Consider the following 15,000-nt stretch of genomic DNA (forward strand, 5'->3'; position numbering starts at 1 on the left):
ATGTGTCATTAATGCGGAGATCTTTGCGGTTCTCCGCATTTTTTATTGATATTTATCAATATCATTCGTGGGCGGCGCGCGACCATTGACGCTTTGTCATCGACAACGCAAAGCGGGTCTCCATGTTTCCTACACATTCTTTCGCGCCGCTCGACATCCGCGGCCGCCAACTGCTGCCCATCGTGCAAGGCGGCATGGGCGTCGGCATTTCGGCGCACCGGCTCGCGGGCAGCGTCGCGCGCGAAGGCGCGCTTGGCACCATCGCGAGCATCGACCTGCGTCATCATCACCCCGACCTCATCGCGCTGTGCCGCGCCGACCCGCGGCATGAGACGCTCGCGCGCGCGAATCTCGTCGCGCTCGGCCGCGAGATCGAGGCCGCGCGCAAGCTCGCGCAGGGCAACGGCATGATTGCCGTGAACGTCATGAAGGCGGTCAATGCCCATGCCGACTACGTGCGCGCGGCCTGCGAGCATGGCGCCGATGCGATCGTCATGGGCGCGGGCCTGCCGCTCGATCTGCCCGATCTCACCCAGGGCGTGGACATCGCGCTCGTGCCGATCCTTTCCGATGCGCGCGGCGTTTCGCTCGTGCTCAAGAAGTGGATGAAGAAAGGGCGTCTGCCCGACGCCGTCGTGCTCGAGCATCCCGCGCACGCGGGCGGGCATCTCGGCGTGACCGATATCGCCGACATGGGCAACGAGCGCTTCGCATTCGATCGCATCTTCGAGGAGCTCGACGGCGTTTATGCGTCGCTCGGCATCACGCGCCGCGAGGTGCCGCTCATCGTGGCGGGCGGCATCAACAGCCACGAGGCCGTGCGCAAGTGGCTCGACGCGGGCGCCAACGGCGTGCAGGTGGGCACGCCGTTCGCCGTGACGGAGGAGGGCGATGCGCATCCGAACTTCAAGCGCGTGCTCGTCGACGCCAAACCGGAGGATATCGTCGAGTTCGTGAGCGTGACCGGGCTGCCCGCGCGTGCGGTGAAGACGCCTTGGCTCGACCGTTATCTGCGCAACGAATCGCGCATCCGCAACAAGATCGGCCTCGTCAAGAACGCGTGCCCGACCGGGCTCGAATGTCTGTCGATCTGCGGTCTGCGCGACGGCATCGAAAAATTCGGCCATTTCTGCATCGATACCCGTCTTGCGGCGGCGTTGCGCGGCGACGTGGCGAATGGCCTGTTCTTCCGTGGCCGCGAAGCGTTGCCATTTGGCAACGCCATCCGCAGCGTAAGGGACCTTCTGGAGCTGCTTTTGACCGGAGTTTCGCGGCCTGCTGTCGCACATCGGGCGGCATTTGCGCTGACCTGACGGACATCAAATTCGCGATGGAGCCCCCCGTTGAAAATTCCTACGGACTTGCGAATCAGCGCAGGGATAACGGGGATAACCATCATGAAGAGGCAATTCAAAACCATCGCGGCGGCCGCCGCACTCGCGTTCGGTGCGGCTTTCGCCGCATCGGCCGCTCACGCTGCCAGCACACCCGACACGGGCATTTACGCGGGCGACTGGCTCGTGCGCCTGCGTGCGATCGCCATCACGCCGCAGGTGGGCTCGAACGGCACCCTCAATGCGATCAAGGCGGACGTCAACAACGCGATCGTTCCCGAGCTCGACTTCACCTACATGGTGACGAACAACATCGGCGCCGAGCTCATTCTCGGCACCTCGCGCAACCAGATCACGTCGAGTCTCGGCGCGCTGGGCGGCGTTGGCGTGCTGCCGCCCACGCTGCTGCTGCAGTATCACTTCAACAACGCGGGTGTGTTCCGGCCGTACGTCGGCGCCGGCATCAACTACACGCTGTTCTACAACAACGGTCTGCACGTCGGCGATCAGTCCGTGTCGATCGACAACCATAGCTTCGGCCCGGCGCTGCAGTTCGGCGTCGATTATCAGGTCGCGAAGAACGTTTTCGTGAACGCGGACATCAAGAAGATCTGGATGCGCACGGGCGCGTCGCTCAATGGCTCGTCGCTCGGCACGCTCTATATCGATCCGCTCGTGGTGGGCGTGGGTGTCGGCATGAAGTTCTGATGGCCGGCGCGCGAGGTGAGCCCTGCGCAACGTCGACACGAAAGCAACGCCGGCTCGTCCGGCGTTTTTTTTTCACCTGGTTCGACTGGCCTGCCACGGCCGGCCAGGCGCGGCCGGCTAGGCGCGGTTCTTCTGAAAGCGCATGGCGGTGCCCTCGCGCTCGATGCGCATCCAGACGGCGCGCTTTTCCTCGTCGGTCAGGAAGACCCAGTTCGAGACTTCCGTCGCGGTGCGGCCGCAGCCTTTGCAGATTTCGTCGAAGAGTGTCGAGCACACGCCGATGCACGGGCTGTCGGGGAGGTCGTGGAGATTGGAGGCCATCGATATGTCTTGGGGCGGGATGGCCGGCGCGCAAGCATGCGCACCGGCCGTGCGGAAAACCCCGCTATGTTAACCGATTCGCCGGCGCCGTCTTCTTTGTCCGGTTGGCTGAGGGGGCAACGGCAGGGCCGAATGCGTAGTGCATGCCTTACGAATTCATTCAGCCGGACGGGCGCACGGCCGGGCGGGCAACGGCGTTGCACGACAGTTGTGCAGGCCGTTTTTTTGGTGGACAGGACCGGATAAACGGCTAAAATTGCGCGCGATTTACCGTCCCCTATAGCCATCTACGGTGACCGTCCTCACTGCGCGGCAGATCCTGTTCCGTTTGCGCGACACGCCGGCGCGCTTTTTTTGTCGCATGGCATGTTTGATGGTAGGTTCGGTAAGTGCAGGGGAGCCGCGCCGGACGCGGCAGACAGGCAAGGTGGACGGCCAGCGCGAGGGGGCTCGCGGCCAGGCCGGATCCAGGCTAAAGGCAGGCTAACAAGCGGAGAACGGGATGAAAAAACGGGTTTTGGCGAAGCTGGCTGTGCTCGCGCTGTGCGCGGCGCCGTGGCTGACGTCGGTGGCGAAGGATACGCAACTGAATGTGTACAACTGGTCCGACTACATCGCCAAGGACACGATTCCGAACTTCACGAAGCAGACCGGCATCCAGGTCAAGTACGACAACTACGACAGCGACGACACGCTCCAGGCCAAGCTGCTCGCGGGCAATTCGGGCTACGACATCGTCGTGCCGACCAGCAACTACGCGGGCAAGCAGATCGCCGCCGGCATCTTCGCGCCGCTCGACAAGTCGAAGATCCCCAACCTCAAGTATCTCGATCCGCAATTGATGGCGCTGGTTGCCGGCGCGGATCCGGGCAACAAGTTCGCCGTGCCCTGGGCCTACGGCACGACCGGTCTCGCCTATAACGTCACGAAGGCGCAGCAGATCCTCGGCAAGAATGTGCCGCTCGACAACTGGGACATCCTCTTCAAGCCCGAGTACATCTCGAAGCTGAAGGCCTGCGGCGTGTCCGTGCTCGACGCGCCGGACCAGATGTTTGCAGCCGCGCTGCACTACATCGGCAAGGACCCGCTCTCGACGAACCCGGACGACTATCGCGCGGCGCTCGCGATGATGAAGAAGATCCGTCCGTACATCACGCAGTTCAACTCGTCGGGCTACATCAACGACCTCGTCGGCGGCGACATCTGCTTCGCCTACGGCTGGTCGGGCGACGTCGTGATCGCCAAGCATCGCGCCATCGACGCGAAGAAGCCGTACAAGATCGAGTACTACATTCCGAAGGGCGGCGCGCCGATCTGGTTTGACGTGATGACCATCCCGAAGGATGCGCAGCACAAGGAAGCCGCGACCGAGTGGATCAACTACATCGAGACGCCGCAGGTTCACGCGGCCATCACGAATGCGGTCTACTACCCGAGTGCGAACATGGAAGCGCGCAAGTACGTGGACAAGGACATCGCCAACGACCCGGCCGTGTACCCGCCGCCGGCAGTCCTGAAGACGCTGTTCCTGCTCAAGCCGCTGCCGCCTGAGATCCAGCGCCTGCAGACGCGTCTGTGGACCGAATTCAAGTCGGGCCGCTGACGCGCCGGCGCGTGAGTTCCCGGCCGCCTTCAGCGCGCGCTTGGCGCCCGGTTAGCGCACAGTGACCGTTTTACCCGAGCCCTCGGCACGATGCCGGGGGCTTTGTTCGTCAACCCCGTCCAGCATCAAGGCAGAACCAGGCAGGGCAGAGAGAATCATGAGTGACCAGACGAGCGTGCCGGTAGCCTCCGGCGCGCTGCCTTCGGGCTTCACCGCGGCAGATTCGGCCGCGGACAACTTCGTGCAGGTCGTCGACGTCGTCAAGAAGTTCGGCGAAACGACGGCCGTCAAGGGCGTCAACCTGTCCGTCAAGAAGGGCGAACTGTTCGCGCTGCTCGGCAGCTCGGGCTGCGGCAAATCCACCTTGCTGCGCATGCTCGCGGGTCTGGAGACGATCACCTCGGGCAAGATCCTGATCGACGGCGAAGATCTCGCGGTGCTGCCGCCGTACCGCCGCCCGGTCAACATGATGTTCCAGTCGTATGCGCTCTTTCCGCATATGACGGTGGAGTCCAATGTCGGCTTCGGGCTGCGCCAGGAAGGCGTGAAGAAGGGCGAGCTCAAGGATCGCGTGGCCGCCGCGCTCGAGCTCGTGCAGATGTCGCGCTTCGCGAAGCGCAAGCCGCATCAGCTCTCGGGCGGCCAGCAGCAACGCGTGGCGCTCGCGCGCTCGCTCGTGAAGCGCCCCAAATTGCTGCTGCTCGACGAGCCAATGTCGGCGCTCGACAAGCAGATTCGCCAGCGCACGCAGATCGAGCTCGTCAATATTCTCGAGAAGGTGGGCGTCACCTGCATCATGGTCACGCACGACCAGGAAGAGGCGATGACGATGGCCAACCGCCTCGCCGTCATGAGCGAAGGCCAAATCGTGCAGCTCGGCGCGCCCAACGAAGTCTATGAATTTCCGAATAGCCGCTTCTCGGCGGAGTTCATCGGCTCGACGAACCTGTTCGAGGGCAACGTGGTGGAAGACGAGCCCGATCACGTGTTCATCGAATCGCCGGACCTGCCCGTGCGCCTCTACGTGAGCCACGGCATTACCGGCCCGCTCGGCATGCCCGTGACGATCTCGGTGCGCCCCGAGCGCATCGCGCTCACGCGCAAGCCGCCCGAGGGAACCTTCAACTGGGGCAAGGGCGTCGTCAAGAACATCGCGTACATGGGCGGCTACTCGCTCTATCACGTCAAGCTCGATTCGGGCAAGACGGTGATCGCGAACATGTCGAGCCTCGCGCTCTCCGAGATCGATTCGCCCACCTGGGAAGACGAGGTCTACGTGCGCTGGAGCGCATCGGCTGGCGTGGTGCTGACCTCATGACCACGCTGACCTTCAAGCGCATCCTGAACTGGCCGGCGCAGCGCTTCAACCTGACCGGCCGCACGGCCGTGGTGGCCGGCCCGTTCTTCTGGCTGCTGCTGTTCTTCCTCGTGCCGTTCATCCTGGTCGTGAAGATCAGCTTCGCCGACCAGCAGCTCGGGATTCCGCCGTACACGGAGCTCACGACGTACACGGACGGCGTCTGGCACATCGCGCTCGATCTCTCGCACTACGCGTTCCTGTTCCAGGACAGCCTGTATTTCGCGACCTACGTGAATTCGGTGGTGGTGGCGGCCATTTCGACGCTGCTGTGTCTCTTGATCGGCTATCCGATGGCGTACTACATTGCGCGATCGAACCCGGCCACGCGCAACATCCTCATGATGGCGGTGATGCTGCCGTTCTGGACGTCGTTCCTGATCCGCGTCTACGCGTGGATCGGCATCCTGAAGAACAACGGACTGCTGAATAACTTCCTGATGTCGACGGGCCTCATCCATACGCCGATCGAGCTCTATCACACGAACACCGCGGTCTATATCGGCATGGTGTATTCGTATCTGCCGTTTCTTGTGATGCCGCTCTACGCGCACCTCGTGAAAATGGACCTCACGCTGCTCGAAGCCGCCTACGACCTGGGCGCGAAGCCGTGGCGCGCGTTCCTGGAGATCACGCTGCCGCTCTCGAAGAACGGCATCATCGCGGGTTGCCTGCTGGTGTTCATTCCGGCGGTGGGCGAGTACGTGATCCCCGAGTTGCTCGGCGGCGCGAACACGCTGATGATCGGCCGCGTCATGTGGAACGAGTTCTTCGACAACGCCGACTGGCCGATGGCCTCCGCCGTCACCTGCGCGATGGTGCTGCTGCTGCTCGTGCCGATGGCGCTGTTCCAGCACTTCCAGGCCAAAGAGCTGGAGGGCCGCGGCAAATGAAGCCGAATCGCGTCTTGATGTTCATCGCGCTCGGCCTCGGCTTCGCGTTCCTCTATATTCCGATCCTCAGCCTGATCGTCTACTCGTTCAACGATTCGCAGCTCGTGACCGTGTGGACGCGTTTCTCGACGCGCTGGTACCAGGCGCTCGCGACCGACGACGAGCTCATCACGGCCGCGTGGCTTTCGCTGCGCGTCGCGCTGATGACGGCGTTCGCCTCGGTGATCATCGGCACCTGGGCGGGCTTCGTGCTCGCCCGCATGGGGCGCTTTCGCGGCTTCACGCTCTATACCGGCATGATCAATGCGCCGCTCGTGATTCCCGAAGTGATCCAGGGCATCTCGCTCCTGCTGCTGTTCGTGGAAATGGGCAAGCTGTTCGGCTGGCCGGCGGGGCGCGGGGTGTTCACGATCTGGATCGGCCACGTGATGCTGTGCATCTCCTATGTGGCCATCATCGTGCAGTCGCGCGTGCGCGAGCTCAATCCCTCGCTGGAGGAGGCCGCGCTCGACCTGGGGGCCACGCCGTTCAAGGTGTTCTTCCAGATCACGCTGCCGCTGATCTCGCAGGCGCTCGCGGCGGGCTGGCTGCTCTCGTTCACGCTCTCGATCGACGACCTCGTGCTCTCGGCCTTCCTCTCGGGCCCCGGCTCGACGACGCTGCCGCTCGTGGTGTTCTCGCGCGTGCGCCTTGGCCTGAATCCGGAGATGAATGCGCTCGCAACGCTCTTCATCCTCGTGGTGACGGCGGGTGTGATCGTCGGCAACTACTTCATGCAGCGCGCCGAGCGCAAGCGCATGGCGATGGCGGTCTGACGCGCTCGCAAGCGGGCGATTCCGTGGAAAGCGGCGCGTGGGCTTCGGCTCACGCGCCGTTTTGCGTTATCGGCCAGATTTCACGCAAAGCTCAGAGCCGGTATCCCATGCGCAAGCCGCCCCAATGCCGCCCGTTCACGACGATGGGCGCGGAGGCGTCCTTCATCATCGCGAACTGGCCGCCGCCCATGTCGCGCCGGTAAGTCTGCAGCAGGAACGGTTTCGTATGCGAGCCCGCCGCCACGCCGGTGCGGTCGTTGAAGATGCGCCGATTGCGGCAGTGCGCGGCGTTCCAGACCGGATCGCTGCCCTGCGGATGCGAGAACTTGCGGTTGTGCGTGGGAATGTAGCCGCGCGGATCGATCGCCACGCAGAACGCCACGCGCTCGTCGAGGGCCAGCAGCGGCTCGATGATGGCGGGCAGCACGCGGTCGGTGAACGCGGCGAAGCGCGTGACGTGCTGCTGCGGATTCGTGTCGGGCACCGGCACGTAGGTCTGGTCGAACAAGTCCGTCGTGGCGATCTCGCCGCGCGCGAGCGCCGCCTCGAACAGCTTGCCGACCTGCGCCGCCGCGCGCTGCACGGCCTCGATGAAGCGTGTGTCGTCGGTCTGAACGCCGGTGGCGGCCGAGAGCTCGATCAGCGTTTCGGAGACCGAGAGCAGCTTGCCGAGCTGGTCCTTGGCCTGCGCGAAATTGCGGCTCGAATCTTCCACGCCGTTCGCCATCTGGCTCACCTGCGTTTCCAGGCCGTCGCATTTCGCCTCGATCTCGCCCGTGAGCTGCGCGATCTGTCCGGCGTGCGCATCGAGCTGCGTGATGGCGTCGCCGGTGCTGTGCACCGCTTCGCCGATGGTGTGCGTGCCCTCGCGCACGCGATGCGCGCGCTCGGTGTTGGCGGCGCCTTCCGCGCAGAGCCGTTCGGTCTGCTGCGTGAGCTGGGCGAGGGTCTGCTCGATCTGCCCGGTCGCCTGCGCAGTCTTGGCCGAGAGGTTCTTGACCTCGGCCGCGACGACGGCAAAGCTCTTGCCCATCTCGCCCGCGCGCGCCGCTTCGATGGCGGCGTTCAGTGCCAGCAGCTGGGTCTGCCGGGCGATCAGCGATATTTCTTCGGAGACCTTCGAGACGTGCGCGAGCGCGCTCTTCAGCGCGCCAATCTGGCTCTCGATGACGGTCACGCCTTCGACGAGGCCATGGATATCGTCGAGCGACGCCTCGATGGTTTGCTGCGAGGCTTGCACGGTGGCGGCGGTGCCCGCGCTCAGTTCGCGCATGGCGCGCGCCGCGGTGGCGATTTGATGATTGCCCGCGAGGGTGTGCGCGGCCGACTCGCGCAGCGCGTGGCACACGCCGGCCTGGTGCTGGACGCGCTCGGCAACGGCGTCGACATGGCCGGACACGTCGCAGATTTCGATGCTTAGCCGGCCCGCGTGCGCGGCGATATCGCCGACGATCGAAGCCGATTTCCCGGTGCGGCGGTGGCCGCGCCAGCCCATGCGCAAAACTGTCATCAGGTGTCTCCTTATCCGGACCCCATGCATAGCTGTCCGTGTGTTTTTCTTGTGTGACGTGTCGCGCCCGGTCGTCGCGCAGCAAGCGCGCGAGCGTCGGGATTTCAACGCGTTTACGGCAGGCCGCGCGGGGACTTTAGCGCGCGAGCGGTGCAAGGGGCTATGATCGGGGAATACGGGCCGGCAGCGGGCCCCCTGTGGCATGCCGTCGGGCGTGCAGCGCGGCCCGCGGCGGGAACACGATGATCGAAGCATTAATGAAGGAGGGCGCGATCGCAGCGCTCTGGCAACAGCTGATTCAGCTCTGGGAGCTGATTGTGATGGTCTGCCGCTTCCTCTGGGCGTTGCTCAAGCTCTTGAGCGGCGCCTGAGTGGGGGGCCGCGCGGTGCGCAGCCGGGCAGCGGCGGACGGGCGCGGCGCGCTCAACGGAGCGCGTTGCATAGGGTTTGACGTGCTGCGCAGGGGCACGCGGTCCATGCGCAGGCAACGACACAAGGGCAGACGATGATCGACGATTCCACCCGGCGCTTCACTGACCGGGTCGCAGACTACGTGAAGTACCGGCCGACCTATCCGCGCGAAGTGGCAACCTTCGCGCACGTCGAATGCGGCGTCGCGCCGGGTGCCACCGTGGCCGACATTGGCGCGGGCACCGGCATCTCCAGCAAGTTGTTTCTCGATGCGGGGCACCCGGTCGTAGCTGTCGAGCCGAACGCCGCGATGCGCGAGGCCGCAGACCGTTACCTCGCGGACTATGCCGGCTATCGCAGCGTGGCCGGCACTGCGGAGGCCACGACGCTCGAAGCCGCGAGCGTCGACCTCGTGACGGCGGCGCAGGCGTTCCACTGGTTCGAGAAGGCAGGTGCGCGGCGCGAATTCGCGCGCATCCTCAAACCGCGCGGCAAGATCGTGTTGTTCTGGAACAGCCGGCTCGTGAAGGGCTCGGCGTTTCTCGAGGGCTATGAAGCCCTGTTGCGCGAATTCAGCACCGACTATGCGAGCGTGGCCGAGACTTATCCCGACGACGACGCCATGGCCGACTGGTTCGGCGACGGCTTCGAACAGAAGACCGTGTTTCCGAACGCACAGCTGCTCGACTACGACGGGCTGCGCGGGCGCCTCGCTTCGTCGTCGTACGCCCCGAAGCCCGGCGACGCGCGTCATGAGCCGATGCTCGCGGCGCTGCGCAAGCTCTTCGACGCCTCACAGCGGGACGGACGCGTGAACTTTGCCTACGAGACGCGCGTGTATGCCGGCAAGCCGGAGCATCGCTAAGGTCCGGGCGGGTGCAAGCGATTAGCGCCCGAACTCGTAGTCGCGCTCGCGCACGCGGCGCGTGCGTCGCCGAAACGCGAACGTGAAACCCGGCCACAGCGACGTGACCTTGCCGCTGCGGGTCTGGTAATAGCTGTGGCAGCCCGAGGTCCATACGGTGCGCGCGAGCTGCGCCTGCAGCTTCGTGTTGAAGGCCTGCTGCGCCTCGGGCCGCACGCTCATCGTGCGCGCGCGCCGGCGCTGCAGCGCACGGATGCAGTCGGCGATATAGCGGATGTGCGACTCGATCATGTAGATCATCGAGTTGTGCCCGAGGCCCGTGTTCGGCCCGATGATGATGAAGAAGTTCGGAAAGCCCGCCACGCTTGCGCCGAGATAGGCCTCGGGGCCGTCGCGCCGCCATGCCTCGCCGAGATCGGCGCCGTTGATGCCCGTCACGCGAAACGGCGCATCCACGTCGTTCACCTGGAAGCCGGTGCCGCAAACGATCGCATCGAACGGGCGATGCACGCCGTCCGCGGTGACGATGCCGTCGGCGACCACCTCGCGGATCGGCTCGGTCACCAGAGCCACATTCGGCTGCGCCAGCGCCGGAAAATAGTCGCTCGACAGCAGCACGCGTTTGCAGCCCAGCACGTAGTCGGGCGCGAGCTTCGCGCGCAGCGCGGAATCCTTCACCTTGTGCGCGAGATAGTTGCGCGCGAACTTCATCGGCGCATTGAGCAGGCGCCGGTCGACGATGAATCCCAACACCTGCGATTCGAGCTTCCAGTAAATCGCCGCGCGTGCGAGGCGCTGCGCGAGCGGCACATGGCGATACACCCAGCGCCGGCGCGCGCCGATGGCGCGGTCGCGGCGCGGCATGATCCACGGCGCCGTGCGCTGGAACACCGTGAGTTGCGCGACACGTGGCTGGATTTGCGGCACGAACTGGATGGCGCTTGCGCCGGTTCCGATCACGGCGACGCGCTTGCCGTCGAGCGCATAGTCGTGGTCCCAGCGCGCCGAATGAAAGAGCTTGCCCTCGAAGCGCTCGAGCCCGGCGACCGCGGGCAGAGCAGGGCGCGAGAGCGGGCCGTTCGCGGCGATCAGCAAATCGGCCTCGACCGTGTGCATGACGCCGTCGCGCTCGATCTCGATGAGCCAGACGCTGCGCGCCGCGTCGAAGCGCGCGGCGCTCACGCGCGAGCGATAGCGGATGTAGCGCTCGACATCGTACTTGTGCGCACAGTGGCGCAGGTAGTCGAGAATCTCGCGCTGCGGCGCATAGGTGCGCGTCCAGCCGGGATTCAGCTCGAACGAAAATGAATAGAGGTGCGAAGGAATATCGCAGGCGGCGCCGGGGTAGGCATTGTCGCGCCAGGTGCCGCCGAGGCCTTCGGCCGCTTCGTAGATCGTGAACGTCTCGATGCCCATGCGCCGCAGACGGATCGCCATGCCGATGCCGGCAAACCCGCTGCCGACGATGGCGATACGCGGCGTGGCGTGCGCTGCGTTAGGCATCTCTTGCTGCGAGGGGGGCGCGTGTGAGGTCATGTCTGAATGGATGCAATCGCAGCGTGACAGATGATGCGAAAGATGCAAAACGGGCTCCGCGAGGGAGCCCGTCGTTGCCTGGCTGTGGCTAGTGACTGGCCTCGGCGGACGCGCTCAGGTATTCCAGTCGTCCGAGCTGTCGTTGCTGCCCAGATCGACGCCGCCGCCCGAGCCATCGTCCCAGTCGTTCGAGCCCTGGCCAAAGTCTACGCCGCCGCCGTTGCCGCCGTCAGGTGGATTGCGCCGGCCTTCGTCGTCGATGATCACGTCGCGCTCGCGGCCACGGTTGAGCGCTTCGCCGAGCAACACGCCGGTGAGCAGCCCACCCATGCCGCCCATGCCACCGCCGCCTTGCTGCACGATGACCTGCGGCTGCTGTTGCGGCGGGTACTGCGGCGGATATTGCGGGTTATGCCCGAACGCGGCATCCGCCTCGCGCGCGTACGCCGAGCCGCTGCCGTCATACGACGGCGCGGCGGCAGCCTGCGCGTTCGGATCGGGCCGGCCCTCGGCGCGCGCCTTGAGGCTCGCGAACTGGCGCTCGAGATCCTCGATCTGGTATGGGGCCACCGGGTTCGTGCTGCCCGAGAGCGCTTCGACCACGCCGCGCAATTGCGTCTCGAAGCCTTCCACTTCCTTTTCGAGCGCTTCGTGGCCGGGCGCCGTCGAGAGCCTCAGGTCGAGCTTGAGCGAGCGCACCCCGTTGAGCAGGTCGGTGGCGCGCTTGAGCTGGTCGCGGCGGTCGTCTCCCGCCTTCGCGTCTTCCGTGGACTTCGCACGGCGCAGCGTCCAGCGCAGCACGAGCGCGACGCCCACCAGCACGACGGCGATGCCGATCCACATGCCGATGCCGGGACCGTGCTTTTGCGGCACCGTGGCAGCGGCGAGCGCTGCCGGCGCCACGGATTGCGACTGCTGTGCGAACGGGTTGTTCGTGCGGTTCGTCGTGACGGCGCCTGCGCGCGTCGCGTCGGAGCGGATCTTCGCTTCGACTTGCGCAAAGCGCTGCGGCTGCGTGAAGCGGATTTGCGGATCGAGCGACTTCGCCTGCTCGACCTGCGTGAGCGCGTCGGCGTAGCGGCCTTCGCGATTGAGCACCTGCGCATAGAGGTAATGCGCGCGGGCATTGTCCGGGTGGGCCTGCAGAACCTGGGTGAGTCCCGCGTCCGCGCGCTGCCAGTCGCCTTGCGACATCGCGGATTCGATTTGCTGGACGCTCGGCACGGCAAACGCCAGGCCGCTCACGAGCGTGAGCGCTGCGAACAGTGCGACTAGAAACTTTTTCATGTTGCCGGCCGGGCGGCTTGTCGCCCGTCTCCATGACATACGAAACGTGGATGCGGCGCGGTGCGTGCCAGAAGCCCGCTGGCCGCGCCGCATCCGTTACGCCCTGAGCACTTACTGTGCCGGCGTATTGAGCTGCTTTTTCAGGGCTTCGAGGCGGTCGTCCACCGACGGGCCCTTGTTCAGTGCGGCGAGCTTGTCGTCGAGCGCCTTGCCGCTTGAAGTATCCGCCGAATTCAGGCGGGCGTCCGAGCGCGCGTTCGACAGGTTCACCTTGTCTTCGAGCTTCTGGAAGTCCTCGGAAAGATTCTTGCCGCCGATGCCGCCGAGCGCCGTGGCCGCCACGTCCTTCGCCTGGGCGATCTGCTGCTTCGCCTGCAGGATGTTCGAGCGCGCGTTGAGGTCGTTGCGGCGTGAGCGCATGTCGTCGATCTGCTGCTTCAGTTGATCGACCGACGGTTCGAGCTTGCCGAGCTCGGCCGCGAGCGCGTCGCGTTCGGCTTCGGCCGTGGCCTGGGCGCCGAGCGCTTCGCGTGCGAGCGCTTCGTCGCCCGATTGCAGCGCGCGCTTCGCGCCGTCTTCATACTTCTTCGCCTTGTCCGCGGCCACGTCGCGCTTGCTTTGCTGCATCGCGACCTGCGCCTGGATCTCGACGAGCGAATTCTCGGCACGCCCGATGCTGTCGTCGAGTTCGCGCACGATCTGGCGCGCGTCGCGCGACGGGTCTTGCACGGAGTCGGCGGCGTCGTTCAAGAGACCCTTGACCGTGCGAGAGATGGAGTCGAAAAGCGACATGAATTCCTCCGGTGAAATAAGATCGGCCCCGCCGTTGTGCAGCGGGCCGCGATGCGCGTGTGCGGCGTTCGCGTGGCGTCGCAAAGCGTTGCGGCGGACACGATCGGCAATCTCGCGTTTAGCTTACGCCGCTTTGTGCGAGCCGCGCATGCAGCGCGCAATTCGGGGCGCTTTTGCCAATTGCAACAGGCCTACGCCGCTAAATTAACCGTTGCGCCACACATTGGGCCGATTCGCTGGCCCTGGCGCATCGCTCGCGGATATTACACCACGGGGTCTCTTAAAAGGGACTTAAAGGGCATGCGGCCGGGGCACGGCTGGCGCGGGTCCGGGCATCAGGCGAATTTGCCTGCATCGGGCGCCGGATCGTTGCGGGGCGCGTCTTCTTCCTCGTCACGTGCGGCGTGCGCGAACGGTGTGCCGCCACGCGGCTGCAGCGGTTCCGCGTCCTCGCGATGCACGTCCTCGGGGAGCACGGCGTCTTCTTGCGCTTCGGTATCCTCGGCCGCTTGGGCGGCTTCGCCGGACAGGCGGGCTACGGCTTGGGCCAATTCGTGTACGGGGCTGCGTGTGTCCGGCCCGGTGCCGCTCGCGGGCAGCGCGGCCGCGTTTTCGCCGCTTTCGGCAGGCACCGGCGAGATGGTCCCGGAGGCAAGCGGCACAGCCGCCTCACCATCCACTTGCACGTCTGCCGCCGCAGGCTGCGCAACCGCTGGTCGCAGCCCCGCCGCGCGCCCGGCCCGCAGCGGCTTTGCCGCCTTGCGCAGCACTTGCGCGAGCACGTCGGGCTCGCGTGGCGCATTGAGCCGGTCGACGATGCTCGCCGCCTTCACCTGGTCGCTCGTCGCGCTAAAGGCGAGCACGGCGCGGCGCATCAGCTCGCTGATGCTGATGCCGAGTTCATCGGCCGAGGCGGAGATCGCACGCTTTTGGGCGGGCGTGACGAAGACGACGATGCGTTCGCTGGGCTTGTTCATGGTCGGCTGGCCGTTGGATCGGCTTCGAGTGAACTCGGATCCCGCATGCGTGCGGCGGCAAATGGAGTCGTTCGTATTGGCCGGCGAGCAAGGCGAGCAGGGCGTGCAGTAACTTTTCCATCATATGACGAGACGCGCGATGCGCAACGCAAAGATGCGTGCGTAACGTTCGCCCGTGGCGCAACAATGTTTCACACGCAATCCCGAACGCCGTCCATTGCAGATCCGCGTGCCGATTTGCTTCGCAACTTTCTCCAGGGAACGCGCAGGTTGGCGCAAGGTGCCGTCACCCAGGGAGAAAAAAGAGGGTCGCAGACGCGTTCTCAAGAAACTCTTACAAAAAAAGCCCGACCGCCCGCGCACGAATTATTTAGAATGCGCTGTTACATTTCGCACGGGTGCTTCCCGCAGAGGCGCCCATGCGAAAGGGTATTGAAAGAGTAACCTTGCGACGGCGCGCCGAACATGCGCGCCGCGTGGCCGGACGGGGGCGTTGCCGGTCACGCCAGGGCGCCGCGTTCAAGAATGCGGCGCCGTCACACGCCGCATTGGCGCCATGACGCCAGGATCGAGATCTATGCGCGCGAGCCG

Annotated in this window: 14 protein-coding genes; 8 read left to right on the top strand and 6 right to left on the bottom strand. The window is 65.3% G+C overall.

All coding sequences use genetic code 11. From position 1 onward, the window contains the following. Positions 1–122 precede the first annotated feature (122 nt). Together BO1_RS02930 and BO1_RS02935 are read left to right on the top strand one after the other, a co-directional pair. Positions 123–1,313, top strand: a complete 1,191-nt coding sequence (locus tag BO1_RS02930; protein WP_028216270.1) for an NAD(P)H-dependent flavin oxidoreductase — start codon at positions 123–125, stop codon at positions 1,311–1,313. Between the two features lie 84 nt (positions 1,314–1,397). Continuing rightward, the gene (locus tag BO1_RS02935) at positions 1,398–2,042 is read left to right on the top strand and encodes an OmpW/AlkL family protein (RefSeq protein ID WP_028216271.1); all 645 of its coding nucleotides are present in this window, start codon (positions 1,398–1,400) and stop codon (positions 2,040–2,042) included. A 117-nt stretch (positions 2,043–2,159) separates the two neighbouring features. On the opposite strand, the gene BO1_RS02940 is transcribed toward BO1_RS02935, so the two are convergent. Then, entirely contained in the window at positions 2,160–2,363 is a 204-nt protein-coding gene (locus BO1_RS02940) for a DUF1289 domain-containing protein (RefSeq protein WP_028216272.1), read from the bottom strand. A 502-nt stretch (positions 2,364–2,865) separates the two neighbouring features. On the opposite strand from BO1_RS02940, the gene BO1_RS02945 reads away from it, so the two are divergent. The 4 genes from BO1_RS02945 (at position 2,866) to BO1_RS02960 (ending at position 7,031) form a co-directional block, all read left to right on the top strand. Then, on the top strand, positions 2,866–3,966 hold the full coding sequence (locus tag BO1_RS02945; RefSeq protein WP_028216273.1) for a polyamine ABC transporter substrate-binding protein: 1,101 nt from the start codon (positions 2,866–2,868) through the stop codon (positions 3,964–3,966). A gap of 154 nt (positions 3,967–4,120) precedes the next feature. Continuing rightward, positions 4,121–5,284, top strand: a complete 1,164-nt coding sequence (locus BO1_RS02950; RefSeq protein ID WP_028216274.1) for an ABC transporter ATP-binding protein — start codon at positions 4,121–4,123, stop codon at positions 5,282–5,284. Beyond that, entirely contained in the window at positions 5,281–6,216 is a 936-nt protein-coding gene (locus BO1_RS02955; protein WP_028216275.1) for an ABC transporter permease subunit, read from the top strand. Before BO1_RS02950 ends, BO1_RS02955 begins: the two co-directional genes overlap by 4 nt. After that, positions 6,213–7,031, top strand: a complete 819-nt coding sequence (locus BO1_RS02960; RefSeq protein ID WP_028216276.1) for an ABC transporter permease subunit — start codon at positions 6,213–6,215, stop codon at positions 7,029–7,031. Before BO1_RS02955 ends, BO1_RS02960 begins: the two co-directional genes overlap by 4 nt. A 91-nt stretch (positions 7,032–7,122) precedes the next feature. Here the strand turns inward: BO1_RS02960 and BO1_RS02965 are convergent, their stop codons facing one another. After that, on the bottom strand, positions 7,123–8,541 hold the full coding sequence (locus BO1_RS02965; RefSeq protein ID WP_245643693.1) for a methyl-accepting chemotaxis protein: 1,419 nt from the start codon (positions 8,539–8,541) through the stop codon (positions 7,123–7,125). A gap of 242 nt (positions 8,542–8,783) precedes the next feature. Here BO1_RS02965 and BO1_RS61730 point away from each other — a divergent pair, with 242 nt between their 5' ends. After that, positions 8,784–8,912, top strand: a complete 129-nt coding sequence (locus tag BO1_RS61730) for a hypothetical protein (RefSeq protein ID WP_281179143.1) — start codon at positions 8,784–8,786, stop codon at positions 8,910–8,912. A 134-nt stretch (positions 8,913–9,046) separates the two neighbouring features. After that, positions 9,047–9,817: a class I SAM-dependent methyltransferase gene (locus BO1_RS02975; protein ID WP_028216278.1), complete on the top strand. Its 771-nt coding sequence runs from the start codon at positions 9,047–9,049 to the stop codon at positions 9,815–9,817. A gap of 21 nt (positions 9,818–9,838) precedes the next feature. Here the strand turns inward: BO1_RS02975 and BO1_RS02980 are convergent, their stop codons facing one another. The 4 genes from BO1_RS02980 to BO1_RS56855 all read right to left on the bottom strand — a co-directional run bounded on the left by BO1_RS02980 (position 9,839) and on the right by BO1_RS56855 (position 14,409). Next, on the bottom strand, positions 9,839–11,320 hold the full coding sequence (locus BO1_RS02980) for a flavin-containing monooxygenase (RefSeq protein ID WP_028216279.1): 1,482 nt from the start codon (positions 11,318–11,320) through the stop codon (positions 9,839–9,841). Between the two features lie 147 nt (positions 11,321–11,467). Then, positions 11,468–12,640 carry a tetratricopeptide repeat protein gene (locus tag BO1_RS02985; RefSeq protein WP_028216280.1) on the bottom strand — a complete coding sequence of 391 codons (1,173 nt, stop codon included), beginning with the start codon at positions 12,638–12,640 and terminating at the stop codon, positions 11,468–11,470. Positions 12,641–12,751: 111 nt separating this feature from the next. Beyond that, a complete protein-coding gene (locus tag BO1_RS02990; RefSeq protein ID WP_028216281.1) occupies positions 12,752–13,432 on the bottom strand; it encodes a PspA/IM30 family protein in 681 nt (226 codons plus the stop codon). Positions 13,433–13,767: 335 nt separating this feature from the next. Beyond that, a complete protein-coding gene (locus BO1_RS56855; RefSeq protein ID WP_028216282.1) occupies positions 13,768–14,409 on the bottom strand; it encodes a plasmid mobilization protein in 642 nt (213 codons plus the stop codon). Positions 14,410–15,000 lie beyond the last annotated feature (591 nt).

It is taken from the genome of Paraburkholderia oxyphila NBRC 105797 (assembly GCF_000685075.1).
Classification (GTDB): domain Bacteria; phylum Pseudomonadota; class Gammaproteobacteria; order Burkholderiales; family Burkholderiaceae; genus Paraburkholderia; species Paraburkholderia oxyphila.